Consider the following 24,000-nt stretch of genomic DNA (forward strand, 5'->3'; position numbering starts at 1 on the left):
CCGCCGGACCCGATGGACCTGCCCACCGGCTGTACGTTCCATCCGCGCTGCCCGGTGGCGCTGGAGGAGTGCGCGAGCCTGGATGTCGGGCTCTGCCGGTCCCACCACGCGGGCGCCGCGCCGCCGTCCCAGCTGAGCTGGTACGGCGGCGCGGCTGTCGCCGTACGGCGAAATGCTGATGCCGCCACCCTTGTGCGGCCGGCGGCACCAGCGCGGGATCACACGCCGAACGGCGGCGCGTAGCGGATCGTGCCCGCCGGCAGCGGGCTCCCGTCCAGCGACATGGCCATCAACGCCTCGTCGGGCACGTCGAAGGACACGCCGATGCCGTGCCCTGAGGCGATCGTGAACCCGAAGCGCGGATAGTACTCGGGATGCCCGAGCACGACCACGGCGCTCTCGCCCAGCTCGCGGGCCGCCTGGAGCGCCGCCCGGGTCACCACCGCGCCCGCCCCCTGCCTCTGTACGGCCTGAGACACGGCCACAGGCCCGAGGGCCAGCGCGGGCGCCTGCCCGATGTGGCAGCGGGTGAGGAGGGCATAGGCGACGACGTCCCCGTCAGGGGCGACGCCCACCCAGGACAGGCCCGGAATCCAGGCCGGGTCGAGGCGCAGCGCCTCGACGAGGTCGGCTTCCAGCGGGGTGGGGAAGGCCGACAGGTTCACCGCACGGATGGCGGCGGCGTCTTCGGGCGTTTCCGCCCGCGGTGCGATGTTGAACGGCGTGATGTCGAGCGGTGTGGTGTTCAACGGAACCCTTCATCGGAAGAGAGGGCTCCCGCGGAGAACGGCCGAGCTCAGCGGCAGTGACCGGCTCCCGGGCAGCCCGGAAGGACAGAGGAGGAGATGCCGCGCACAGCGGCCACCCAACGGGCGGTCATACGCTCCTCGCTCCCTTCCTGCTCACCGGCGCCTCGGCCGTCGTGTCAACCGACGTTGATCAAGATAGCGCATGGCTGCCCGATATGTCGCCTCGCGCGGCCGAGATCATTCGCTCTCCGTCGGACATCAGGGCTCGTCGTCCCGCAGGGCGGCGTCGGGGTTCGTCGTCCTGGAGGGAGGTATCAGGGTTTGCTGGCCTCGATGAGGTCGAGGACCTGGGGCTGGCCCAGCATGAGACCCCATTCGATGGCGCTGGGCAGCAGGCTGGACGTGCTCTGCCTGAGGTAGGTCCCGTCTCCCTGGCGTACCTCGATGATGCCGAGCACGTCCAGGGCCTTCAGGGCCTCCCTGACCGTGGAGCGCCCGACGCCGAGCGTTTCGGAGAGCTGGCGCTCGGACGGCAGCCGGGTGCCCGGCGCGAGGTGTCCGGAGAGTAGCTGAGAGAGCAGCTGCCTGGCGATGTCGACCACCGTGCTCTCGCGCTGGGGCCACCGAGTGGCGGGTCTTCACCCGCATCGTCCTGCCGCTGGCCGGGCCCGGCATCATCACGCTGGTCGTGCTGCAGTTCATGTTCACCTGGAACATGTTCCTGATCCCGCTGCTGTACGGCCAGGACGAGGGGCTGCGCTCGATCTCCACCGGGATCATGTTCTTCGTCGGTGAGTACAGCGTGGACCGGTCGATGATCGCGGCCGGGGTGACGCTCGCGAGCATCCCCATCATCGCCCTCTATCTCCTCCTCCAGCGGCACTTCATCCAGGGCATGACCGCCGGAGCACTCAAGGGACCAGAGCACTTAAGGGACCAGAGCACTCAAGTGACCAGAGCGCTTAAGGGAAAGGTTGCGTTATGAGGTTGGCAGGCAGGAAGGCCGTCATCACCGGCGCGGGCGGCGCCATGGGCAAGGTGTTCGCCCAGGTGCGGGCCAGGGAGGGCTGAGGTGTACGGCGAGGGCGCGGCCGACCGGCTGCTCGACGCACTGTCAGGACCCGGCGCCGACCTCGGGCGCTACGGCGTGGAGTTCAACTTCGGCGAGATCTACTCGCGCCCCGGCCTGGACCTCAGGCAGCGGCAGATCGCCTCGATCGCCTCACTGGTCAACATCGGTGGCGTTGAACCTCAGCTCACCGGGCACATCAACGCGGGGCTCAACGTGGGCCTCACGCCCGGGGAGATCGTCGAGGTGATCATTCATTGCGTCCAGTACGCGGGCTTCCCAAGGGCGATCAACGCGATCAACGTGGCGAAGAAGGTCTTCGAACAGAGGGGTGTGGCGTGAGATGCCGACCGTCGTACTGATCGGGACGCTCGACACCAAGGGCGAGGAGTACACCTGGCTGCGCAACCGGCTGGTGGAGCTGGGCAGCGACGTGCTCGTGGTCGACGCGGGAGTGAACGAGCCCGGCGTGCCGCTGCTCGCCGACGTCTCCAACGCGCGGGTGGCCGAGGCGGCCGGAGGTGATCTGCGGGCGCTCCAGGAGGGGGGCGACCGCGGGGCCGCCGTCACCGCCATGGGAGAGGGCGCGGCGGCGATCCTGGCCGGGCTGTACGCCGAGGGCCGGGTCGACGCGGTGCTGGCCGTGGGCGGCAGCGGCGGGTCGTCGATCGCCGCGCGGGCCGTCCGCGACCTGCCCATCGGCCTGCCCAAGCTGATCGTGTCCACGATGGCCTCGGGCGACGTGTCGCCATATGTCGGGGCCAGGGATGTCACGCTGATGTACAGCGTGGTCGACATCGCCGGCGTCAACCGGGTCTCCCGGGCGATTCTCGGCAACGCGGCCGCCGCGGCGGCGGGCATGGCCAAGGCCCACCAGCTGGCCAGGGCGGTGCGTACCACGCAGAGCGACGAACGGGCGCTGATCGGCGCGTCGATGTTCGGCGTGACCACGCCCGCCGTGGACGCGGCGCGCGAGCGGCTGGCCGAGCTCGGCTACGAGGTGCTGGTCTTCCACGCGACCGGCTCGGGCGGCCGGGCGCTGGAGGGACTGGCGGCGAGCGGGCTGCTGGCCGGGGTGCTGGATCTGACCACCACCGAACTGGCGGACGACCTGGTCGGCGGGGTGCTGTCGGCGGGGCCCGAGCGGCTGACGGCGGCGGGCGCGCACGGCGTGCCGCAGGTGGTCGCCCCCGGCGCGCTGGACATGGTCAACTTCGGCCCGCGCGACACCGTGCCCGAGCGCTTCGCGGGCCGGCTCCTGTACGTGCACAACCCGACCGTCACGCTGATGCGGACCACGCCTGAGGAGATGGCCGAGCTGGGCGCCCGGGTGGCCGCCAAGCTCGGCGCGGCGAGCGGCCCGACGGAGCTGTTCGTCCCGCTGGGCGGCGTGTCCGCCCTGGACGCGCCGGGCATGGACTTCCACGATCCCAAGGCCGACGCGGCCTGCTTCGAGGCGCTGGCCGCCTTTCCCGCGACCGAGCGGCTCGACCTGCACATCAACGATCCGGAGTTCGGCCGGGCGATGGCCGACCGGCTGCATCGCCTGATCTCGGGAGGGGATTCCGCATGACCAGATGGCTCGGGCCGGGAGCCTTCGTGACCAGGAAGCTCGGAGGGGATGCCTCGTGACCAGGCAGATCGGAAGGGATTCGTCGTGACCAGGCAGGAGGTGCTGGCCAGGCTGCGCCGCACTGTCGCGGAGGGGCGGCCGGTGATCGGCGCGGGCGCGGGCACCGGCCTGTCGGCCAAGTGCGCCGAGGCCGGCGGCGTCGATCTGATCATCATCTACAACTCCGGCCGCTATCGGATGGCCGGGCGCGGCTCGCTGGCCGGGCTGCTGCCCTATGGCGACGCGAACCAGATCGTCGTCGAGATGGCCGCCGAGGTGCTGCCCGTCGTCGCCGACACCCCTGTGCTCGCGGGCGTCTGCGGCACCGACCCGTTCCGGGTCATGCCGCGCTTCCTCGACCAGCTGGCCGCGATGGGCTTCGCGGGCGTCCAGAACTTCCCCACCGTGGGCCTGTACGACGGCGTCTTCCGGCAGAACCTGGAGGAGACCGGCATGGGTTACGCGCTGGAGGTGGAGATGGTCCGGCTGGCCCACGAGCGCGACCTGGTGACGGCCCCGTACGTCTTCGACGAGGACCAGGCCCGCGCCATGGCCGAGGCCGGCGCCGACGTGCTGGTCCCGCACGTCGGGCTGACCACCAAGGGCAGCATCGGCGCGGGCACCGCACTGACCCTGGACGAGGCCGTGACCCGGGTGCAGGCGATGCGCGACGCGGCGGCGGCCGTCCGGCCCGACATCCTCGTGCTCTGCCACGGCGGCCCGATCGCCGAGCCCGCCGACGCGGCCCATGTCCTGTCGCGTACCGAGGGCGTGGTGGGCTTCTTCGGCGCCTCGTCCGTCGAGCGGCTGCCCACGGAGCGGGCCATCACCGAGCAGGTACGAGCCTTCAAAGCGCTGAACTTCTGAGGAGCTGCCATGCACGTCAGTCCGGACGCCGTGCCCACGATGGCCTTCGACTGGGGGTCCATCAAGTGGTTCGTCACCCCGTCGGCCATCGAGGGGGCGAGCAGCACACTGGGCGAGGTCATCGTCAATCCCGGGCAGGGACATGCCCGGCACAACCACCCGACGGCCGAGGAGATCATCTACGTCATCTCGGGTGAGGCGTCGCAGATGGTCGACGACGGTGAGCCCTTCCCGATCAAGGAGGGTGACACCGTGCACATTCCGGCGGGGGCCTATCACTCGACGTTCAACTCGACCTGGCGGCCATTGCGGCTGATTGTCACCTACACGCCCGGGGGCGCTGAGAAGGCCCTGGAAGGGGCGCCCGACCTGCACCTGCACGAGCCAGGCAGCGTGGCGGAGTGGCGCCAGGCCTGACGAGCGAGCGGCCGGGTGGCCTAGCGAGCGGCCGAGTGGCCGAGTGGCCCGGCGAGCAGCCGGGTGGCCCGGTGAGCGTCAGGGCCTGACTGAGGCGATGCCCCGCGGCCGGGCGGCCGGCCGCGGGGCATCGTTCTGCTCGGGCGGCCGCTACTTGGCGGCGAAGTCCTGGGTCCAGTAGATCTGGCCCTTGGAGTTCTTGGCCGCGCCGACACCTATGAGGTTGTACTTGCAGTTCATGATGTTGGCCTTGTGGCCCGCGCTGTTCATCCAGCCGGTGACCACCGAGGCCGGGGTCGGCTGGCCCATGGCGATGTTCTCGGCCCAGCCCGTTCCGCCGGTGAAGCCCGCCCCGCGGATGCGGTCCATGAAGCTGCGGCCGTCCTGCGAGGTGTGGCTGAAGTAGTTCTTGGTCGCCATGTCGGAGGAGTGGCCGAAGGCGGCCTTGTGCAGCTGGACGTCGTGCTTGAGCGGCTTGCAGCCGCCCTTCGCCCGCTCCGCGTTGGTCAGCCGCAGGACCTCGTTCTCGTCGACCGTTCCTACCACGTCAGTCGGCGGATTGGCCGTGTTGGTGGGAGTGGGAGTGGTGGTGGCCGTCGGCGATGGGGACGGAGTCGGCGTGGCCGTGTCGGTGGGGGTTGGAGTCGGCGTGGTCGGCGTGCAGGACGGCAGCCGGACCGGCCGCGACTTGCCGGAGTTGCCGGCGTAGTCGGTGGCGACCGCGTAGTAGACACCGGGGGCGCACAGCATCGAGACCGTGACCCGTGGGCTGATGCCCCTGCCCGACGCGCTCTTGACGATCCGGTCGGGGCCGGCCACCGCGCGCATGATGCGGACACGGACGAGGGCGCTGCCCTCGCAGCCGCGCCTGGTGGCGGATGTCTGGATCTTTCCGGCGGCGGTGACCTGCGGCTTGGCCACGGTCACGCGGCATGCGGGTTGCGGCACCGTCGCGGCGTGGGCCGTGGCGACCGGCGCACCGAGGGTGGCCAGGCTCACAGCACACGCGAGTACCCCTAGGGGTCTACGCATATGGGTGTCCTCCGTATGGATGGACGGCGGGTGGGCGTTCCGCATTCTGTCGGTGTCAGGCACCCTTTGTCATGAAATTTCGGACATCAGTGTGTGATGGGGGTAAACCAGAGGGGGGCCTGAGGCGTCTGGAGCCCCTGCTCGGCCAGGGATTTATGGCCGTAAGAGGTGATTTGGGATTTTACTAAAGCGACGCCCGGTTTATCACGCTCTGTGACCAAGGTGCTCTACGCCGTGGTGGGCGGGGCGGCTGAATCCCGGCTCGACGCGGCGCGTGGCCGGGTAGCGGACGCCGTACAAGCGGTGTCGCAGATTGACGTGGTAATCCGTATGGCTAACACTTGCTAGTGAAATAGGGGGTTGGCCACGTCCAGTGCGCCCCCTGTTTCTCCATGGGACGCCTTGCCGGATGGCTCCGCGCTCCTCGCATCCCCAAAGGAAGTCAGCATGGAGATCTGGATCAACCCCGACTGCTCCAAGTGCACCTCCGCGCTCGAACTCCTGGACACCGAGAACGCCGAATACACCATCCGCCGCTACCTCGACGACCCGCCCAACGAGCTCGAACTGCGCGAGGTGCTCACCAGGCTGCGCCTCGAACCGTGGGACATCACCCGGTTCGGAGAGGCCACGGCCACCGATCTCGGCATCGCCGACTGGCCCCGCGACGCGGCGAACCGCAACCGCTGGATCAAGGCGCTGGCCAGCCACCCGATGCTCATCCAGCGCCCGATCATCACCGCCGGGGACGGGGCGGCCGTCGTCGGCCGTACCGCGGAGGCCGTCCGTTCCGTGTTGTCGCGCTCGTCCTGACCCCTGCTACCGCTCGTCCTGACCCCTGCTACCGCTCGTCCTGACCCCTGCTACCGCTCGTCTTGACCCCCCGCTACCGCTTGTCTTTACCCCCGCGACCGCTTGTCCTGGCCGCCGCCGCTGCTCGCTGACCGCCGTCAACGGTGTGGCTCGCCCCAGACCGGCTGGTCAGGGTCGGGGGTGGGGAGTGCCGCGAGGACGGTGGTCACGTTCTCCCAGTCGGTGACCTCGGTCCGGTCGGCCACGAGCCGCAGGCGCTTCGGGATCTCGTGATGGGCGTCCTGGAGAACGTCGATGCCCTCGATGATCTGGCCTGACACGGCCTCGTAGCCCATGCGGCCGCCTTCGCCCTTGAAGAAGGTGGTCCCCAGTTTGTCGTCGCCCCAGAAGTTGCCGATGGCGTTCAGCTCCGCCGCCGCGGCGTTGACGAATTCGCCGAGGTCGTGTTTCTCGGTGTCGAAGCCCGTGGCGGCGGACCTGATGTGACCCGGGTAGATCTCCATCGGAAGGCGGAGCCGCATGCCCGGCCGCACGTCGTCGGGGCTGTGGAGGACGTCGCGGTTCGCCTGGTAGATGCGCTCCCAGAGTGAGGGGTCCTCGAAGAGCCGCTGGGCGATCTCCTGGAGCGAGTCGTAGTCCCCGCCAGGAGGCGTGACGGTGACGGTATCCGGCCGCTCCGGCGGCTTGGGATCAGGTTCAGGAGCCATGCGTCATCCCGCTGGTTTGTGGGCCATCGTGAAATAGAGCAGCACCCTGCCGAGCGTCTGTTTCCAGGTGGGGATGAGGTCTGTGCCGCTCTCCCCGTTCAGGGCGTCGTACGTGGGGCCGTAGGTGGATCCGCCGGCCATCCGGCTGATGAAGTACTGCACGTCGGCGTTCTTGCTCACCGCTCTGGCCACCGGCATGGCGGCGTCGAACGCGCCGTAGAACGCGACCGACGCGGTGAACTCCTTCAGCGCCTGCTTCCCGTTGTCGCCCCACGAGCCCGTGTCCTCGCCGCGCAGCGCGTTGACCCCGGCCACCACGCCCACATCTCCGACCGCGAAGAAGGCGCTGCCGATGCTGTACTCGGTGAGCTTGCTCAGCACGATTCTGGCGATGTTGTGTTCGAGCAGTTTCGCCAGCAGGCCCGCCTCGGCCCGCCGCATGAGGATTTGGGTGATCTGGTAAGCGGCCCCGGCCTGCCAGGGAAAGGTGGTGATGAACAGGAAACTGGCGAGGTTGGCCAGGGCGAGGGACCAGTACGCGTGCTGTGCTTTTTCGATGACCTCCGCGTACTCCAAGCACGCCTCGCTGTTCTGCCGGCAGCGCTGGGCGAGCTTGTCGGCATAGCCCAGCGCGGGCGGGTTCGGATAGAGCGCGGCGGTCACGGCCTTCTTGTAGGCCTCGATCCCTTCGCCACCGTTGCGTTTCCACACCGCCTCGGCGAACGGGTAGGTCCGGTTCTGGCTCTGCTCGATCCGCTCAGCGAGCCGCGCCCAGACGGCGGCGGCCTGCCGGGCCTTCGCCGGATCGCCGTCCGGGTAGTCGACCGCGAGCATCTTGTACACGAAGACGGTGATGCCGGCCACGCCGGTGCCATAGATCGCACCGCGTCCGGGGCTGATGGCCATGGGAGATCAGCCGGCTACCGGCTGTCCCGGGGGCGACGGGCCGGCCCCAGCACGGTGTCCGCGATGAACGGGTCGACCAGGTCGGTCATCTCCTCCTCCGCGTTCCGCGCCGCGGCCCCGGCCGCTTCGAGGATCGCGGCGGCCAGCTCGTCGGAGCCCAGCCGCATGGCGCGCGGATCGATCGTGAGACCCACGAGCGCTCCGGTCGGCGCGGTCTCGGCGACCACCCGCCCGTCCGCCGCCTCGCCCCGGCCGCGCACCTCGCTGATCCGGTCCCTGAGCTGCTCCACCTGCGCGACGTCCGCGTTGAACTGCGACAGCAGCCTCTCTATCTCCGGATCTCCGCTTCCCCGGAGCGCGTCTGCGGGCGATGTCATTGGGTCTCCCGGAGGTCGGTGCGGTCGGCCCTCGGCCGCCGGCAAGGCATGACATGGATAGGTCCCCACGGGGCACGTCTTACACGCAGGCCCCGCGTGTCACGTAGATCGTAACCCCTGCAAAGGGTAGTTTAGCGGTCGGAAAATAGGGGATTTGCCCACGCTCTCGGCAGGTCAGTCCAGGATGGCCCAGTGACACCCTTCGAAATCCTTTTAGGTTTTTCATTGGGCATGCTGACGGGGAAGCGACCACCCCTGAACCCATCCGTCAGGAACCAGAGGTCGAGCGCATGGAAAAGATCCATCCCAAGGTCGAAGAGGCAGTCGAAACCCTCAGCCTCACCCCGGTCGCCCGGCGGCGGCTGCTCTCCGGCGCCGGTCTGGTCAGCGCCTCGGCCGCGGCGTCCGCGCTGCTGGCGGCGTGCAACTCCAGCCAGGGCGAACCCGCCGCGTCCGGCGGCTCGGGCGCTCACGGAGACTTTCCCGCCACGCCCAGGTGGAAGTTCGTGTTCGTCTGCCACGTCACCACCAACCCGTTCTTCACCCCCACCCAGTACGGGGCGCAGGACGCGTGCGCGCTGCTCGGCACCGAGTTCCAGTGGACCGGCTCGAAGGACTCGATCGTGGCCGAGATGGTCAACGCCTGCAACACCGCCATCGCGGCCAAGGCCGACGGGCTCGCGGTGGCGGTGGTGGACAAGACCGCGTTCCGCGAGCCGGTCGCCAAGGCGCTGGACGCGGGGATCCCCGTGGTGTCGTACAACGCCGACGGCGCTCGTGACGACAAGGGCAGCGCGCGGCTGGCCTACATCGGCCAGGGACTTTACGAGTCCGGGTACGCCCTCGGCCAGCGGGCCATCCAGAAGGTGGATTCCGGCGAGATCGTCGGATTCATCGCCACCCCCGGCGCGCTCAACATCCAGCCGCGGATCGACGGTGCCCAGCAGGCGATCGAGGACTCAGGGAAGCCCGTCAGGTTCACCCCGGTCGGCACGAACGCCGACACCACCAAGGGTCTGTCGATCATCGACGCGTACGCCCAGAGCCACGCGAACCTGGCAGGGATGCTCGCCGTCGACGCGGGATCCACCCAGGCGATCGGGCAGACGGTCAAGAAGTACGGCATGCGGAGCAAGGGGCTCAAGGTCGCCGGCGGATTCGACCTCGTACCCGAGACGCTGGCGGCGATCAACAACGGGGACCTCGACTACACCATCGACCAGCAGCCCTATCTCCAGGGCTTCCTGCCCGTGCTCTACCTGTACCTCTACAAGCTGTCCGGCGGGCTGCTCTCCCCCTCCGATACCAACACCGGTCTGCTCTTCGTGACGACGGGCAACATCGGCCCCTACCAGGCCACCAAGTCCCGCTTCGAGGGCTCCGACACCGCGCAGAAGCTCGTGGCACGCTCCGGTCCCATCCCGCATACGTAGGATCCGCGAGGAGCGCTGGAGTGATCCTTCCGGCTTCACTCAGGGGAGCCAGCTCACCTTGCCGTGCAGGGCGGCGTAACCGGCGAAGGCGACGGCGTCGATGAGCGTGTGCGCGACGACGAGCGGCATGGCCCGGCCCCAGCGCTGGTACAGGCGGCCGAACACCAGCCCCATCACCACGTTGCCGACGAAGCCACCGAACCCCTGATAGAGGTGGTACGAGCCGCGCAACAGCGCCGCCACCACGACGGAGCGCCAGGGCGCCCAGCCCGCCTGCTCCAGCCGGTGCAGCAGGTAGCCGCTGACGAGCACCTCTTCGAGCACGCCGTTCTGCGCGGCGGCCAGCAGCAGGACCGGGATCTGCCACCACACGTCGGGCAGTTGCCCGGCGACCACCGAGAGGTTGGCCCCGATGGCGTACACGACCAGGTAGAAGGCCAGCCCGCTCCCGCCGATCGCGGCCGCGAGCAGGGCGCCGCGCACCAGGTCGCGGCGCGGCTCGCGGAGGTCGACGCCGATGGTCCGCATCGACTCGCCGGAGCGGACCAGCAGGTAGGCGACGAGCGCGACCGGGGCCACGCTGATCGCGATGTCGACGAGCTGCAGCGTCAGGTCCAGCCAGGGCCGCCCCGGAGCCAGCGACCGGACGAGCACGGCCTGCTGGCCCTTCAGCTCCTCGGGCGCCGTGAGCGCGCCGATCAGCCGGACGAGCGCCAGGAGGCCGCTGGCCCCCAGTGAGACGGAGAACACCACGAGGATCTCGGCCTTGATCAGCCTCGGTCCAAGGGTCGGCAGCGGTGTGGCGGGGGACTGCGCGGTCATGGGCGCGGGGCAGGCGGTTGAGGAACCGTCGGCCAGCTGTCCGGCCGCCCGCCGAAGTCATAGTCGTGGACCTCGATGTCCGCATACCGGTCCGGCGTCAGGATGGCGCGTGCCGCGTCCTGGTCCGGCGCCCGGAGCAGCGCCGCCGTGCCCAGCCAGGAGGTGCCGTCGTCGGCCAGCAGGGGCCCGTACGCGATCAGCTCGTCCCGGCCGGGCGGCACGGTGAGGTCGGCGGCCTGCCCCGAGCCGAGGCCGAGCACCAGATATTTGTTGCCACCGGTCCGGCCGCCCGGGAAGTCCCACATGGTGCGTCCCAGCAGGTTGCGCCACCGGCGCAGCAGCACGTCACGGTAGACGCCGGCCTGGTAGTTGGGCTCGTCGAAGGCGAACGCGCGGGCGGCGGCGGAATCCGGCAGGTCGAGGATGTGCACGCTGCCAGTGGGCGTCTCGTCGTCGTCGGCGACGAAGGTCGGGCCGCGGGCGATCATCTCCTTCGCGTACCCGTCCATGTAGGACCAGTGCTCCTCCAGCAGCTCGTCGCGCAGCGCCACCGAGCCGGGCCGATCGCGGTGGTAGCAGAAGAACTCCATCCCCACAGTGTGTACCACCATGACCGACCAGGATCCCGGCCTTAGCCGTCAGCGTGGGAAGAAGTCGGCGCTCTGGACATACTCCATCGCCTTGACGAACACCGGGTCGCTGAGGCGCGCCTCGAGCTCTTCCGGTCCGACCTCTTCGACGCGGGTCTGGATCCACCACAGGTTGCCGAGCGGGTCGCGCACCCGTCCCACCTTGTCGCCCCAGTACAGGTGGGTGACTTCGGTCACCGAGGTGCCACCGGCCGCGACGGCCCGCCGGTGCACGGCGTCGGCGTCGTCCACGTACAGGCGCAGGAACGCGGGCGTCGGCGGCCAGTCCGGCACCGCGTCGAACATCATCACCACCGCGTCGCCGATCCGGACCTCCGCGTGACCGATACGGCCCTCCTCGTCGGTCACCCGGCCGAGCTCCTCGGCGCCGAACGCCTCCTTGACGTAGTCGATGAACCGGGCGCTGTCGCGGCAGGCGACGAACGGCGTCACGGTGGTGTAGCCCTCAGGGACGGCCATGATGTCTCCTTCGAAGCGGGTAGTCCGACGCTAGAGGGCATATAGGTCAGTTTCTGTCCCATATGAAGGCCGCGCCGCCACGCCAGATACCCTGGAGTGGCCGGCCTTCCGGTTGACGCCGCTGGCCTGTGACTTCGAGGTCCACGAACCCGCCGAACCCACCGGGCATCTGCCCGCGATTGGTCAGCGCCGCAGGCCCAGGGCCACTTCAACTGTGAAGGTTGTGTTACGTCTACGTTATCGGCTGCGCTTGACACTGGAAATGTTAGCGATAACACTCGCGGGATCGGCTGTCTCCCGTGACGCACGGGCACCTCCCCATTTCCGCAAGGAGAAACATGAGATTTCCACGATTCGCGACCGTGGTCTCCGTCCTGGCGCTAGCCACGGTCGCGACCGCGTGCGGCTCGGCCGAGAAGACGGTCGACAAGGACGCCGCCGCGAGCGCATCGGCCGGCTCGGCCGGCGCCCTGGTGGGCGTGACGATGCCGACCAAGTCGTCGGAGCGCTGGATCCACGACGGCGACAACGTCAAGACCAGCCTGGAGAAACTCGGCTACAAGGTCGACCTGCAGTACGCAGAGAACGACATCCCCACCCAGGTCAACCAGATCGAGAACCAGATCACCAAGGGCGCCAAGCTCCTGATCATCGCCTCGATCGACGGCACGGCCATCACCACGCAGCTCCAGGAGGCGGCCGACAAGAAGATCCCGGTCGTCGCCTATGACCGGCTGATCCGCAACAGCCCGAACGTCGACTACTACGCCACCTTCGACAACTTCAAGGTCGGTGTGCAGCAGGCCACGTCGCTGCTGGTCGGGCTGAAGCTGCTCAACGCCGACGGCTCCGCGGGCAGCGCCAAGGGCCCGTTCAACGTCGAGCTGTTCGCCGGTTCGCCCGACGACAACAACGCGACGTTCTTCTTCAACGGCGCCATGTCGGTGCTCAAGCCGTTCATCGACAAGAAGACGCTCACCGTCAAGAGCGGCCAGACCGACTTCAAGACGGTCGCCATCCTGCGCTGGGACCCGGCCACCGCGCAGAAGCGCATGGAAGACCTGCTGACCAAGACCTACAGCGGTGGCACCAAGGTCGACGGCGTCCTGTCGCCCTACGACGGCCTGTCGATCGGCATCCTGTCGGCGCTCAAGAGCAACGGCTACGGCACCTCCGGCCAGCCGTACCCGATCGTGACCGGTCAGGACGCCGAGCTGGCGTCGGTGAAGTCGATCATCGCGGGTGAGCAGTACTCGACCATCTACAAGGACACCCGGCAGCTGGCCGACGTGACCGTGAAGATCGCCGACACCGTGCTCAAGGGCAACAAGCCCGAGGTCAACAACACCAAGGACTACGACAACGGCAACAAGGTCGTGCCGTCGTACCTGCTCCAGCCGCTGATCGTCGACAAGACCAACTACGAGAAGGAACTCGTCGCCACCGGCTACTACACCAAGTCTCAGCTGGGCTGACGTCATGACTGATGACATCCTGCGGATGCGCGGGATCACCAAGACCTTCCCCGGAGTAAAGGCGCTGCAAGACGTCAACCTGTCCGTACGACAGGGCGAGATCCACGCGATCTGCGGCGAGAACGGCGCGGGCAAGTCCACGCTCATGAAGGTGCTGTCGGGCGTCTACCCGCACGGTTCCTATGAGGGCGAGATCTTCTTCGAGGGAGATCCGTGCCGGTTCGCCGACATCCGTGACAGCGAGCACCGCGGGATCGTCATCATCCACCAGGAGCTGGCCCTGTGCCCGCAACTGTCCATCGCCGAGAACATCTTCCTCGGCAACGAGCAGGCCACTCGCGGCCTGATCGACTGGAACCGGACCAACCACGATGCGGCTGAGCTGCTGGACCGGGTCGGGCTGCGGGAGAACCCCGTGTCGCTCATCTCCGACATCGGCGTCGGCAAGCAGCAACTCGTGGAGATCGCCAAGGCGCTGTCCAAGCGGGTGCGCCTGCTCATCCTCGACGAGCCGACGGCCGCGCTCAACGACGAGGACTCGGCGCACCTGCTCGACCTGCTGCGCGGCCTGCGTGACGAGGGCATCACCTGCGTGATCATCTCGCACAAGCTCAACGAGGTCATCGACATCGCCGACTCGATCACCATCCTGCGCGACGGCCGGACGATCGAGCGGCTCGACATGGTCACCGACCACGTCACGGAGGACCGCATCATCTCCGGCATGGTCGGTCGCGCCCTGGAGCACCGCTTCCCGCCGCACGAGCCGCACATCGGCGAGGAGGCGCTGCGCATCGAGGACTGGACGGTGCACAGCCCGGCCCAGCGTGGCCGGGTGGTGGTCTCCAAGGCCAACCTCACCCTGCGCAAGGGCGAGATCGTCGGCCTGGCGGGGCTCATGGGGGCCGGCCGTACGGAGCTGGCCATGAGCGTCTTCGGCCGCACCTACGGCACCGACATCTCCGGCCGCATCTACAAAGACGGCCGGCAGATCGAGATCCGGTCGGTGCAGGACGCGATCCGCCACGGCATCGCGTACGCCACCGAGGACCGCAAGAGGTACGGCCTCAACCTGATCGAGGACATCAAGCGGAACATCTCCGCCGCCGCGCTCCCGAAGCTGGCCCGCCGTGGCTGGGTCAACGAGAACGAGGAGCACAAGGTCGCCGAGGGGTTCCGCCAGAGCATGAACATCAAGGCGCCCAGTGTGCTGAGCGTCACCGGCAAGCTCAGCGGCGGCAACCAGCAGAAGGTCGTCCTGTCGAAGTGGATCTTCACGGACGCCGACGTGCTCATCCTGGACGAACCGACCCGGGGCATCGACGTCGGGGCCAAGTACGAGATCTACTCGATCATCAATCGGCTCGCCGACGACGGCAAGGCCATTCTGGTCATCTCATCGGAGCTGCCGGAACTACTGGGCCTGTGCGACCGGATCTACGCGCTGTCGGCCGGCCGGATCACCGGTGAGGTCCCGCGCGAGGAGGCCACGCAGGAGGGCCTCATGCAGTACATGACGAAAGGACAGGACGAGATCCGATGAGCAGCAGTACCTCATCCACCGCCGCGGGGGCGGCGCCCGCCGGGCAGGAGCCACCTCCGCCGCGGGAACCGGGCAAATCTTCCTGGCTGTCGTTCAACGTGCGGCAGAGCGGGATCTATGTCGCGTTCGCGCTGATCGTCGTGCTGTTCGCCTTCCTCACCAATGGGGCGCTGCTCCAGCCGCAGAACATCTCCAACATCATCGTCCAGAACTCCTACATCCTGATTCTGGCCATCGGGATGATCCTGATCATCATCGCCGGGCACATCGACCTGTCGGTGGGCTCCGTCGTGGCCGTCACCGGGGCCATCGCCGCCGTGCTGATGGTCAACTACGGTGTGCCGTGGCCGCTGGCGCTGGTCATCACGCTGGTCGCGGGCGGGCTCATCGGCGCGTGGCAGGGGTTCTGGATCGCCTATTACGGCATCCCGGCGTTCATCGTGACGCTGGCCGGCATGCTGCTGTTCCGCGCGCTCACGCTGACCGTGCTGGGCAACCAGGGCATCGGGCCGTTCCCTGACGCCGTCCGTACGCTGTCGAACGGCTTCACCGACGGCTACTTCGGCAACGTCCCGCTCGGCCCGCTGGGCGGAGCCGACGCGTTCAGCCTGCTGCTCGGCCTGGTGGCGGTGGCCGGCATGGCCGCCAGCCAGTGGCGCAGCCGGAAGGCACGGCAGGGTTACCGCCAGAGCGTGGACCCGCTGCCGATCTTCCTGCTCCGCATCGCCGCGGCCGCCGCGGTCATTCTCGCCGTGGTGGTGCAGCTGGCCAGGTTCAAGAACCTGCCCTGGGTGCTGATCCTGCTCGCGGTGCTGGTGCTGGGCTACTCGCTGCTGACCAGCCGCGCCGTGTTCGGCCGGCGGATCTACGCCATCGGCGGCAACCTGCAGGCGGCGCTGCTGTCCGGCATCAAGGTCAAGTCGGTCGTCTTCTGGATCTTCGTGAACATGGGCGTCCTGTCCGCGCTCGCCGGGATCATCTTCGCCGGACGGCTCAACCAGGCGGGGCCCACGGCGGGCAACTCCTTCGAGCTGGACGCGATCGCGGCGGCGTTCATCGGTGGTGCGGCCGTTCAGGGCGGCGTCGGCAAGGTGGTCGGCGCGGTCACCGGCGGTCTGATCATGGGCGTCATCAACAACGGCATGTCGCTGGTCGGCGCGCCGAGTGAGCGGGTCATGCTCGTCAAGGGCGCCGTCCTGCTGGCCGCGGTCGCCTTCGACGTGTGGACCAAGCGCCGGGCGGCGGCCGCCACCCGCTGATCGGTTCAGCCGAGCCCGGCTGAGCTGGGCTCGGCCGAGGTGAGACCGGGCTGGGCTCGGCTGAGGTGGGATGGGCTGGGCTCGGCTGAGGTGAGGCTGGGCTGGACGGTCAGTGGGCCGGTGCGGTGAGCGCCAGTTCGTCCAGCACGGTGTCGGCCAGTGCCCTGGCGCTCGGCGCGTAGTCGCTGGCCAGGGCGCGGAAGACCTGCTCGGCCCGGATCGCGGGCCAGTCGGCGGGCAGATGCTCGGCCGGCAGATGCGGGTCCTGGCGGACCAGCTGCAGCCAGTCGGTGTGCAGGAGGAGCTGCCGGGCCAGGTCGTCGGCCGCCGAGGGGAGCGGCCGCGGTGTGTCCCAGCGGTCGAGGAAGGCCCGGTAGCGGGCGGCGATCCGCTCGGTGCTGAAAGCCTTCCGTACGAGGTCGGCCGTCTCGGTCGGCTCGAACGCCCGCGCCGTCAGAACGGTGATGTGATCGCCGAGTTCGAGCGGGGCGAGGATGCCCGCGACGTCCTTGGCGCCCGGCGCTATCCACAGACCGCTCTGCAGCAGCCCGAACCCGGCCCAGATGAGCTGGGAGCGCAGGTCGTGCCGGGTGCTCCGCCGGCTGTCGGGGATCGAGAAGCCCACCAGGGTCCAGGCGCCGTCCCAGTCACGGTTGACCGCGCCGGTCTCCCAGACCCGGCGGCGCCCGTCGTCGAGCACCTCCGCCGCGTGCTCGGTGAGCCCGAAGTACATCCTGCGCCCCTGACGGTGCCGGGCCAGCAGGTTGCGCTTGACCATGCGGGTGAGCGTCGAGCGCACCGCCTCCTCGGTGACGCCGAGACGGGCGAAGACGTCGATGACGCTGCCCGAATAGACGGCGGTGTCGCGCCCCAGCACGTAGACGCCGAGAAAGCTGAACATCAGGGACTGCGGACGGGCCGTCAGCGCGTCTCCTTCGCCGAGCATCACAGCAAGAGGGTAGACGGATCCGTCACAGTCGGCAAAACTCTGACTCAGGTTGGGAAACTGCCGACCGACGCGTTGACGGGCCTGATCGTGCTGCCCGGCCTCGCGGGTCACGGCGACTTACCGATGCGGGAGGCCGTACGCGCATGGACAACGCGGGAGTGGGAGGGTGGCCGGCTCGCCGGGCCCAGATGACGCCGGACCGTACGGCGTTCGTGTTCGAGGGCCGGGCGCTCACCTACGCCGAGGTGCACACGCGTACGACGAGGCTGGCCGCGCGCCTGCGCGAGGCCGGGGTGCGGCCGGGGGACCGGGTCGCCTACCTGGGCCCCAACCACCCGGCTCTGGCCGAGACGATGTTCGCCACGCACCTGCTCGGCGGGATCTTCGTGCCGCTGAACTTCCGGCTCGCGGCGCCCGAGATCGCCTACATGCTCGGCGACTGCGAGCCGGTCGCGCTGATCCACGCGCCCGAGTGCGCCGAGGTGGTCGGGGCACTCCCTGACGCCCCGCCCCTGTTGGTGCCGGACTACGAGACCTGGCTCGCCGAGGGTGATCCCGCGCCGATCGACTTACCCGTCGCGCTCGACGACATCGCGCTCATCCTCTACACCTCCGGCACCACGGGACGGCCCAAAGGGGCCATGCTCAGCCACGCCAACCTGGTGTGGAACACCTACAACATGCTGATCGGCGTCGATGTCACGAGCGAGGAGATGACACTGATCAGCGCGCCGCTCTTCCACGTCGCGGCGCTGAACCAGACGTTGCTGCCCACGTTCGTCAAGGGCGGCTGCTCGGTGATCATGCCGTCCTGGGACGTGGACGGGTGCTACGACCTCATCGAGAAGCACCGCATCACCTGGATGTTCGGCGTCACCACGATGTTCGCCGCGTTCGCCCGGTCGCCGCGCTGGGCCACGGCCGACCTCTCCTCGTTGCGCAACCTGATGTCGGGCGGCGCCCCGATCCCGGCCGCGCTCATCCGCGTCTACCAGGAGCGGGGCCTGGTGTTCTGCCAGGGCTACGGGCTGACCGAGACGGCGCCCGGCGCGACCTTCCTGGAGGCCGGGCAGAGCGTGCGCAAGGTGGGCTCGGCCGGGGTGCCCGTGTTCTTCGCCGACGTACGCGTGGTCCGGCCCGACCTCACCGACGCCGCCGTCGGCGAGCCGGGCGAGGTGCTCGTCCAGGGGCCCAACGTGACCCCCGGCTACTGGCAGAACCCCGCCGCGACCGCGGCGGCGTTCGCGGCGGGCGGCTGGCTCCGCTCGGGTGACGTCGGCGCGTTCGACGCCGACGGGCACCTGTACATCGTGGACCGGGTCAAGGACATGTTCATCTCGGGCGGGGAGAACGTCTATCCGGCGGAGGTGGAAGGCGTCCTCTTCGAGCACCCGGCGGTGGCCGAGGTCGCCGTGGTCGGGGTGCCGGACGAGAGGTGGGGCGAGGTCGGGCGGGCGTTCGTGGTCGGCGGGGCGGCGGTGACGGCCGAGGAGCTGCGGGAGTTCCTCGACGGGCGGCTGGCCAGGTACAAGATCCCGCGCTACTTCGACCTGGTGGACGAGCTGCCCCGGACGGGGTCGGGCAAGATCCAGAAGGCCCGGCTGCGGAATCGGCCACTCGGCTGACTCTGGACAGCTAGTTAGCTAATTGCCACAATGCCCTGGTGCTGGATGTGGACCTGGTCAAGGCGCTGGCCAACGACAAGCGGCTGCTGATCCTCGAGTGGCTGCGCGAGCCCGAGCGTCACTTCCGGCCGCAGCGTGACGGTGACCTGGTCGAGGATGGGGTCTGCTCGCTGTTCATCGCGGAGAAGCTCGGGGTGAGCCAGCCGACGTGCGGCGGGCATCTGAAGGTGCTCAGCGGGGCGGGGCTGGTGCGCGGCAAGAGGATCAAACAGTGGGTGTTCTACCGGCGTGACGAGGAGCGCATCGCGGCCGCCAAGGAGGCGCTGGGCGGCGATTGGTGATCCACCAGCCGCTCGGCCCGCTCCCGGCCCTGGCCGGACGGTGGCTCGGTCCGCGTGCGCAGGTGGAAGGCGCGCCGGTAGGCGGCGGGGGTGGTGCGCAGGGCGTCGTGGAAGCGGCGGCGGAGGTTCGTGGCCGAGGAGAGGCCCACCCGGGCGGCGATCGCGTCCACAGACAGGTCCGTCTCCTCCAGGAGTGCCCGCGCCCCGCCGATCCGCTGGGCGAGCACCCACTGCCCGGGGCTGATGCCCAACTGGGCGGTGAACATCCGGGCCAGCGTCCGGGTCGACACACCGCCGTGGGCCGCCAGGTCGTCGACGGTCAGTGGCTCGCCGAGCCGCTGCGCCGCCCACTCCAGCAGGGGAGCGAGCGAGTCGGGCACCCGGCCACGCGATGGCGCGATGGCGTACTGGAGCTGCCCGCCCTCCCGGTGCGGCGGCATGACCATGTGGCGGGCCACCTTCGCGGCGTACGCGGCGCCATGGTCGGCTCGTACGAGGTGCAGGCACAGGTCGATCCCGGCGCTGGTGCCCGCGCTGGTGGCGACGTCGCCGTGGTCCACGTACAGCACGTCGGGATCGACCGGGACGGCGGGGAAGCGTTCCGCGAGCTCGGCCGCCAGCCGCCAGTGGGTGGTGGCCCGCCGCCCGTCGAGCAGCCCGGCCTGCGCCAGGACGAACGCGCCCGAGCAGATGGCGGCGATCCGCGCGCCGCGCCGGTGCGCCCGGCGGAGCGCGGCGAGTACGGCCTCCGAGGCCGTGCGGGTCTGCCAGCCGGGGATGACGACCGTGTCGGCGCTCTCCAGCGCGGCCAGGCCCTCGGTGACCATGATCGAGTAACCGGCCATGGTGGGCACCGGTCCCGGCGTCTCGGCGCAGACGCGAAAGTCGTAGGGGCGGGGCAGCCCCGGCCGTACGGTGGCGAACACCTCGGCGGCGCAGCTCAGCTCGAACGTCGCCTGGGGCGGGCTGGCCAGCGCGACGACGCGATGCTCTGACGACATGGCAGAAAAGTACTCCATGACGTCTTTTCTGGCACTGGGTGGGTGACCGTCCCGCTCGCCAGGATGGCGGCATGGAAACGGACCGGCAGGCACTGCACATCGACGACGTGGAAGCGCTGGAGGTGGCGCCCGGCATCATCAGGAGGCGGCTCACCGCGACCGGGCTGGCGCGGGGCTGGCTCATCGACTTCGCCCCCGGCACGCAGTGGCCCGAGGTGGACGTACACGAGGGGGAGGAGCGTTACTACGTGCTCAGCGGCGAGGTGATCGAGGGCGACACGCGGTACGTGGCGGGAAGCTACGTGGTGTTCGCGGCGGGCAGCCGTCACCAGCCGCGGACCGAGACGGGGGCGCGCATGCTCGGCATCAGCCTCCTGGTCGGCCAAGAGGGCTGAGCGGCCGGTCCCGGGGCGGCCCGGCTTCAGAGGCGGCCCGGCTTCAGAAGCGGTCGACGATCGTCTGGAGCTGGGCGATCTCGTCCCGCTGGTGGGTCGCCATGTGCGTGGCCACCTTCTTGACCTTGGGGTCGGCCCCCTCGGCCTCCTGGGTGCGGACCATCTCGATCGCGCCGTTGTGGTGCACGATCATGTGCCGGGCGAACAGCTTGTCGAACTCCTTGCCCTTGGCCTTCTTGAGCTGCCGCATGGCCTCCTCGGAGATGAGACCCGGCATCTCATGACCCACATGGCTGGACATCGCGGGCTTGTTCCACGCCGTCAGCCAGCCCTTCATGGTCTGGATCTCCGGCTCCTGAGCGGCCTTGATCTTCTCGGCGAGTTCCGTGACCTCGATGTCTTTCGCGCGGGACGGCGCCAGGCCGGCCATCTCCACCGCCTGCTCGTGGTGCGGGATCATCATCTGTGTGAACATGACGTCGGCGTCGTTGAACACGAGCGACGGTGACGCGGCCGTCGTGGCGGCGGCGAGCGCGCCGCCCGACCTGCCGTCCTGGCCGGTCATGTCGTTGCCGCCGCACGCCGTGAGCAGGGCGAGTGTGCCCGTGGCGGCGGTGTAGGAGATCTTGCGTTTCATGCGCACCGCGACGCGGTCCCTTCTCGGTCCAGTCGGCTTACTGGTAGGGCGGGTGCCGCGCCCGGGTGGACGGGCGCGGCACCACGAATGTGGGGGTGACCGCCGGTGGGTCAGGCGGACAACGGGTTCACGGCCCGATGGTGCAGCCCGGTGACGGGGATCTCGTGGAGGCTGCCGGAGTACAGATACTGGGTCATGCCGACCAGTAATCGCCGTACGTCCTCCTGCGGCCGGACCACCAGGCGAAGGAACTGGCTGGTCGTGCCCAGCTTGTTGCCGCACTCGCGGACGTACACGCCGTGCTCGGAGAGCAGGTGGTCGCGCAGTGGCACCCCGTCGTGCCCCGGGGGCAGCTTCACCAGCAGGAAGTTGCCCTGCGAGGCGTAGACGGTCAGCTCCGGCATCGCGCTGAGCTGGTGGAACATCGCCCGCCTGTCCTGGGCGAGCCGCCTGAGGCTCTCCTGGTACTCGGGCCGGCACTGCTTCATCATGAACACCACGACCTCGGCGAAGGAGTTCAGGTTCCACTTGGGCAGCGCGTCGCGTACCTTCCCGGCCAGCGCCGGGTTGGCGACCATGTAGCCGAACCGGATGCCGTGCAGCCCGAAGTTCTTGCCCAGGCTGCGGAGCACGATCACGTTGGGCCGGACCGCGGCCTCCGCGGCCACGCCCGGGTACGGCTCGGCGTCAACGAACTCGCCGAACGACTCGTCGACGATCACCAGGTCCAGGTCGATGAGCAGGTCGAGCAGCCGCAGGACCTCGTGCTTGGACAGGTACCCGCCATCGGGGTTGTTGGGGTTGCAGATCACCGCCACGCGGGAGCCGCGCATGCGCACGAAACGCACGAAGTCATTGACGTCGAGGCCGAAGCTGCGGCTCTCCACCAGCGGGTACATGTCGACCCGCTTCCCGGTCTCCATCGGCTGGTCGGTCCAGCGGCCGAAGGTGGGGATCGGCACCGCCAGGCTCTCCTTCACCAGCAGGTGGTCGATCCAGGTGATCAGCTCGGTGGACCCGTTGCCCATGGCGACCGTCTTGGGGTGGAGTCCGAGGGTGGAGCAGAGCTCCGCGGTGATCGTGTCCGCGTCGCTCGGATAGAACTTGAGGATCGTCTCCAGGTTCCTCCCGAGATGCTCGAATATTTCCGGAGTCGGGAAGTAAGGGTTACACGGGATGCAGAAGTCCACCGGGGCAAGCTGTCCCGATGATCCGCGCAGCAGTGAGAAGTACGAAGGGCTGTGCGCCTGCGCTCGCAAAAGGCTGAGCTCCACGACACCTCCTGGGGCACGTGTCCGGACGTGAGTAGGTACGCGGGGCTTTGGGAGTCGGTTCAGCCGAAACCGATCTTTCGGCCTGTGCCTTCGTCGGGGAAGCTCGCCGTTGGCTCTATTTGGCGGACCACATTCCCAGGTGAGAGCCCGTGTCGGACGCCTGGATGGCGGCCGGGTCGAACGAGAGGGCGCCATCGGCGGTCAAGCCGCCAGTGGAGCCGGGCAGCACCCAGGCCGCCCCGGTCTCCATGGCCGTGCCGACGCCTGGCTTGGCCCGGCTGTCCTCTCCGGGGGCGCCCACGCCGAGATCGGCCCGTCCGTCGCCGTTGAGGTCGCGCAGGCTGACGGAGGCGCCGAACCGGTCCCCGTCCTCGGCGCTCCCGGGAACGCCCGGACTGGCCTGGGTGAACAGCCGCGCCCCGCTCGGGCCGCCCCTGCCGCCTCTGAACAGCAGCACGGCGCCGCCGCCGGTCTTGCCGGGCAGGCCCGCGGCGAGGTCGGCGTACCCGTCGCCGTCCACGTCCCCGGCGGCCAGGTCGAAGCCGAACTGGTCACCTCGCGCGCCGGTTCCCGGCACGCCGGGGCTGTCCTGGGTGAGGGTGCGGGTGCGGCGGCCGGGGCCGTCCGGCGAGCCGTACAGGACCTTGACGGTGCCTTTGTCAGCCTTAAGGGTGTCGACGAAGCCGCTGGGGATGACGCGCATCACCAGGTCGCCGTAGTGGTCGCCGTCGAGGTCGCCCACAGTGCCGGTGGCGGCCGCGTCCAGCCGCCTCGGCCGCCCGGCGAGCCCCTGCGGGCCGCCCTTCCAGAACAGGGACGGTTCGGCCGTCTCCTCCCAGGCGTGCGTGGTGACCAGGTCGTCCTTGCCGTCGCCGGTCAGGTCACCGGCGACCAGCCTGGTCGGCTGCTCGTAGGACCCGTCCAGGACGACCTTGCGGGCCGGGCGGCCGGCCCGCGGGAACGGGCCGTGGAAGACGTTCACCAGTCCCCGCTCGCTGGTGGCGGCCAGGTCGTCCTTGCCGTCGCCGTCGAAGTCGCCGACGGCCAGCTCCCTGCCCTCGGCCCGGTCGACCAGGTCCGGCGGGACATCGGTGCGCGGGGGGTCGATCAGCGGGGTGCCCAGCGCCAGCCCGTCCTTGCCGCCCCACAGCAGGGTGACGAACCGCCGGTCCAGCTCGAAAGGGTTGTACGAGCTGACCGCCAGGTCGGTGTAGCCGTCGGCGTCGAAGTCACCGGCGGCGGTACGGGTCCCGAACGCGTCCCCGGCCACGGGATCGTTGGCCACGTTGGAGCTGTCGAGGTGCAGGATCCGGCGCCGGGCGGGATCGACGCCACTGGCCGCCCCATACAAGATGGCGATATATCCGGCCTTGAGGATGTGGCCGACCGTGCCCGCCGGGGCCGAGACCGCGTAGTCCTCGAAGCCGTCACGGTTGAAGTCGACCTTGGTGGCAGTGCTCGGCAAGGACGCGGCGGTGCTCGGCAAGGACGCGGCGGTGCTCGGCAAGGTGGCGGCGGGGCGGGATACGCAGCCTCCCAGCATGAGGGACGCGCAGATCACCGTACACATGACGCCCCGCACAGATCC

At 69.3% G+C, this 24,000-nt stretch carries 26 protein-coding genes and 2 pseudogenes; 14 read left to right on the forward strand and 14 right to left on the reverse strand.

Annotated features, from left to right (window positions below; translation table 11 throughout):
- Window positions 1-243 (forward strand): annotated as a pseudogene (locus tag AB0H88_RS51135) (ABC transporter ATP-binding protein); the annotation flags it as partial.
- Here the strand turns inward: AB0H88_RS51135 and AB0H88_RS51140 are convergent.
- Entirely contained in the window at window positions 219-749 is a 531-nt protein-coding gene (locus AB0H88_RS51140; protein WP_357657335.1) for an N-acetyltransferase, read from the reverse strand. The pseudogene AB0H88_RS51135 and the gene AB0H88_RS51140 sit on opposite strands and share 25 nt — an antisense overlap.
- Before the next feature lie 314 nt (window positions 750-1,063).
- Window positions 1,064-1,351 (reverse strand): GntR family transcriptional regulator, encoded by a 288-nt coding sequence (locus AB0H88_RS51145; RefSeq protein ID WP_357657337.1) that lies wholly within the window; start codon window positions 1,349-1,351, stop codon window positions 1,064-1,066.
- A 26-nt stretch (window positions 1,352-1,377) separates the two neighbouring features.
- Between AB0H88_RS51145 and AB0H88_RS51150 the strand changes: the two are divergent.
- The 5 genes and pseudogenes from AB0H88_RS51150 to AB0H88_RS51170 all read left to right on the forward strand — a co-directional run.
- Window positions 1,378-1,734 (forward strand): annotated as a pseudogene (locus AB0H88_RS51150) (ABC transporter permease subunit); the annotation flags it as partial.
- An 87-nt stretch (window positions 1,735-1,821) separates the two neighbouring features.
- Window positions 1,822-2,160: a carboxymuconolactone decarboxylase family protein gene (locus AB0H88_RS51155; protein ID WP_357657339.1), complete on the forward strand. Its 339-nt coding sequence runs from the start codon at window positions 1,822-1,824 to the stop codon at window positions 2,158-2,160.
- Between the two features lies 1 nt (window position 2,161).
- Window positions 2,162-3,391: a Tm-1-like ATP-binding domain-containing protein gene (locus tag AB0H88_RS51160; protein ID WP_357657341.1), complete on the forward strand. Its 1,230-nt coding sequence runs from the start codon at window positions 2,162-2,164 to the stop codon at window positions 3,389-3,391.
- Between the two features lie 84 nt (window positions 3,392-3,475).
- The gene (locus AB0H88_RS51165) at window positions 3,476-4,297 is read left to right on the forward strand and encodes a phosphoenolpyruvate hydrolase family protein (RefSeq protein WP_357657343.1); all 822 of its coding nucleotides are present in this window, start codon (window positions 3,476-3,478) and stop codon (window positions 4,295-4,297) included.
- Window positions 4,298-4,306: 9 nt separating this feature from the next.
- Window positions 4,307-4,714: a cupin domain-containing protein gene (locus tag AB0H88_RS51170; RefSeq protein ID WP_357657345.1), complete on the forward strand. Its 408-nt coding sequence runs from the start codon at window positions 4,307-4,309 to the stop codon at window positions 4,712-4,714.
- A 150-nt stretch (window positions 4,715-4,864) separates the two neighbouring features.
- Here the strand turns inward: AB0H88_RS51170 and AB0H88_RS51175 are convergent, their stop codons facing one another.
- The gene (locus AB0H88_RS51175; protein WP_357657346.1) at window positions 4,865-5,746 is read right to left on the reverse strand and encodes a CAP domain-containing protein; all 882 of its coding nucleotides are present in this window, start codon (window positions 5,744-5,746) and stop codon (window positions 4,865-4,867) included.
- Between the two features lie 447 nt (window positions 5,747-6,193).
- Here AB0H88_RS51175 and AB0H88_RS51180 point away from each other — a divergent pair, with 447 nt between their 5' ends.
- A complete protein-coding gene (locus tag AB0H88_RS51180; RefSeq protein WP_357657348.1) occupies window positions 6,194-6,559 on the forward strand; it encodes an ArsC/Spx/MgsR family protein in 366 nt (121 codons plus the stop codon).
- A gap of 137 nt (window positions 6,560-6,696) precedes the next feature.
- On the opposite strand, the gene AB0H88_RS51185 is transcribed toward AB0H88_RS51180, so the two are convergent.
- From AB0H88_RS51185 to AB0H88_RS51195, 3 genes are read right to left on the reverse strand one after another with little or no spacing between them, the layout of a single operon-like run.
- The gene (locus tag AB0H88_RS51185; protein ID WP_357657350.1) at window positions 6,697-7,266 is read right to left on the reverse strand and encodes a hypothetical protein; all 570 of its coding nucleotides are present in this window, start codon (window positions 7,264-7,266) and stop codon (window positions 6,697-6,699) included.
- A 3-nt stretch (window positions 7,267-7,269) separates the two neighbouring features.
- Window positions 7,270-8,172, reverse strand: coding sequence for a hypothetical protein (locus AB0H88_RS51190; RefSeq protein ID WP_357657351.1), 903 nt, complete (start codon window positions 8,170-8,172; stop codon window positions 7,270-7,272).
- A gap of 14 nt (window positions 8,173-8,186) precedes the next feature.
- A complete protein-coding gene (locus AB0H88_RS51195) occupies window positions 8,187-8,549 on the reverse strand; it encodes a YbaB/EbfC family nucleoid-associated protein (protein WP_357657353.1) in 363 nt (120 codons plus the stop codon).
- A gap of 290 nt (window positions 8,550-8,839) precedes the next feature.
- Here AB0H88_RS51195 and AB0H88_RS51200 point away from each other — a divergent pair, with 290 nt between their 5' ends.
- On the forward strand, window positions 8,840-9,982 hold the full coding sequence (locus tag AB0H88_RS51200) for a sugar ABC transporter substrate-binding protein (RefSeq protein ID WP_357657354.1): 1,143 nt from the start codon (window positions 8,840-8,842) through the stop codon (window positions 9,980-9,982).
- Between the two features lie 39 nt (window positions 9,983-10,021).
- On the opposite strand, the gene AB0H88_RS51205 is transcribed toward AB0H88_RS51200, so the two are convergent.
- The 3 genes from AB0H88_RS51205 to AB0H88_RS51215 are packed head-to-tail and all read right to left on the reverse strand — an operon-like array spanning window position 10,022 to window position 11,913.
- Window positions 10,022-10,804, reverse strand: coding sequence for a CPBP family intramembrane glutamic endopeptidase (locus AB0H88_RS51205; protein ID WP_357657356.1), 783 nt, complete (start codon window positions 10,802-10,804; stop codon window positions 10,022-10,024).
- Complete coding sequence (locus tag AB0H88_RS51210) at window positions 10,801-11,415, reverse strand: YciI family protein (protein ID WP_357657358.1); 615 nt, start codon at window positions 11,413-11,415, stop codon at window positions 10,801-10,803. Before AB0H88_RS51210 ends, AB0H88_RS51205 begins: the two co-directional genes overlap by 4 nt.
- A 27-nt stretch (window positions 11,416-11,442) precedes the next feature.
- Window positions 11,443-11,913 carry a VOC family protein gene (locus AB0H88_RS51215; protein ID WP_357657360.1) on the reverse strand — a complete coding sequence of 157 codons (471 nt, stop codon included), beginning with the start codon at window positions 11,911-11,913 and terminating at the stop codon, window positions 11,443-11,445.
- Window positions 11,914-12,251: 338 nt separating this feature from the next.
- Here AB0H88_RS51215 and chvE point away from each other — a divergent pair, with 338 nt between their 5' ends.
- Genes chvE through mmsB form a run of 3 tightly spaced genes read left to right on the forward strand, consistent with a single transcriptional unit; the run spans window position 12,252 to window position 16,190 of the window.
- Entirely contained in the window at window positions 12,252-13,388 is a 1,137-nt protein-coding gene (chvE, locus tag AB0H88_RS51220; protein WP_357657361.1) for a multiple monosaccharide ABC transporter substrate-binding protein, read from the forward strand.
- 4 nt (window positions 13,389-13,392) lie between these two features.
- Window positions 13,393-14,931, forward strand: coding sequence for a multiple monosaccharide ABC transporter ATP-binding protein (gene mmsA, locus AB0H88_RS51225; protein ID WP_357657363.1), 1,539 nt, complete (start codon window positions 13,393-13,395; stop codon window positions 14,929-14,931).
- Complete coding sequence (gene mmsB / locus AB0H88_RS51230; RefSeq protein ID WP_357657365.1) at window positions 14,928-16,190, forward strand: multiple monosaccharide ABC transporter permease; 1,263 nt, start codon at window positions 14,928-14,930, stop codon at window positions 16,188-16,190. The genes mmsA and mmsB overlap by 4 nt, the downstream gene beginning before the upstream one ends.
- Window positions 16,191-16,299: 109 nt before the next feature.
- On the opposite strand, the gene AB0H88_RS51235 is transcribed toward mmsB, so the two are convergent.
- The gene (locus AB0H88_RS51235; protein WP_357657421.1) at window positions 16,300-17,136 is read right to left on the reverse strand and encodes a PaaX family transcriptional regulator C-terminal domain-containing protein; all 837 of its coding nucleotides are present in this window, start codon (window positions 17,134-17,136) and stop codon (window positions 16,300-16,302) included.
- Window positions 17,137-17,282: 146 nt separating this feature from the next.
- Between AB0H88_RS51235 and AB0H88_RS51240 the strand changes: the two genes are divergently transcribed.
- The gene (locus AB0H88_RS51240; RefSeq protein ID WP_357657367.1) at window positions 17,283-18,764 is read left to right on the forward strand and encodes a long-chain fatty acid--CoA ligase; all 1,482 of its coding nucleotides are present in this window, start codon (window positions 17,283-17,285) and stop codon (window positions 18,762-18,764) included.
- 38 nt (window positions 18,765-18,802) lie between these two features.
- Complete coding sequence (locus AB0H88_RS51245) at window positions 18,803-19,105, forward strand: metalloregulator ArsR/SmtB family transcription factor (protein WP_357657368.1); 303 nt, start codon at window positions 18,803-18,805, stop codon at window positions 19,103-19,105.
- Here AB0H88_RS51245 and AB0H88_RS51250 read toward each other — a convergent pair.
- Window positions 19,045-20,106, reverse strand: coding sequence for a helix-turn-helix domain-containing protein (locus AB0H88_RS51250; protein ID WP_357657370.1), 1,062 nt, complete (start codon window positions 20,104-20,106; stop codon window positions 19,045-19,047). The genes AB0H88_RS51245 and AB0H88_RS51250 overlap by 61 nt on opposite strands.
- Window positions 20,107-20,177: 71 nt before the next feature.
- Here AB0H88_RS51250 and AB0H88_RS51255 point away from each other — a divergent pair, with 71 nt between their 5' ends.
- A complete protein-coding gene (locus tag AB0H88_RS51255) occupies window positions 20,178-20,501 on the forward strand; it encodes a cupin domain-containing protein (RefSeq protein WP_357657371.1) in 324 nt (107 codons plus the stop codon).
- Between the two features lie 43 nt (window positions 20,502-20,544).
- Here the strand turns inward: AB0H88_RS51255 and AB0H88_RS51260 are convergent, their stop codons facing one another.
- The 3 genes from AB0H88_RS51260 to AB0H88_RS51270 form a co-directional block, all read right to left on the reverse strand.
- On the reverse strand, window positions 20,545-21,138 hold the full coding sequence (locus tag AB0H88_RS51260; protein WP_357657373.1) for a DUF305 domain-containing protein: 594 nt from the start codon (window positions 21,136-21,138) through the stop codon (window positions 20,545-20,547).
- A gap of 110 nt (window positions 21,139-21,248) precedes the next feature.
- On the reverse strand, window positions 21,249-22,412 hold the full coding sequence (locus AB0H88_RS51265; protein WP_357657375.1) for a histidinol-phosphate transaminase: 1,164 nt from the start codon (window positions 22,410-22,412) through the stop codon (window positions 21,249-21,251).
- A 115-nt stretch (window positions 22,413-22,527) separates the two neighbouring features.
- A complete protein-coding gene (locus AB0H88_RS51270; protein ID WP_357657376.1) occupies window positions 22,528-23,994 on the reverse strand; it encodes an FG-GAP-like repeat-containing protein in 1,467 nt (488 codons plus the stop codon).
- Window positions 23,995-24,000: the final 6 nt, after the last annotated feature.

The sequence above is a fragment of the Nonomuraea sp. NPDC050680 genome, from assembly GCF_040654555.1.
In the GTDB taxonomy this organism is placed as follows: domain Bacteria; phylum Actinomycetota; class Actinomycetes; order Streptosporangiales; family Streptosporangiaceae; genus Nonomuraea.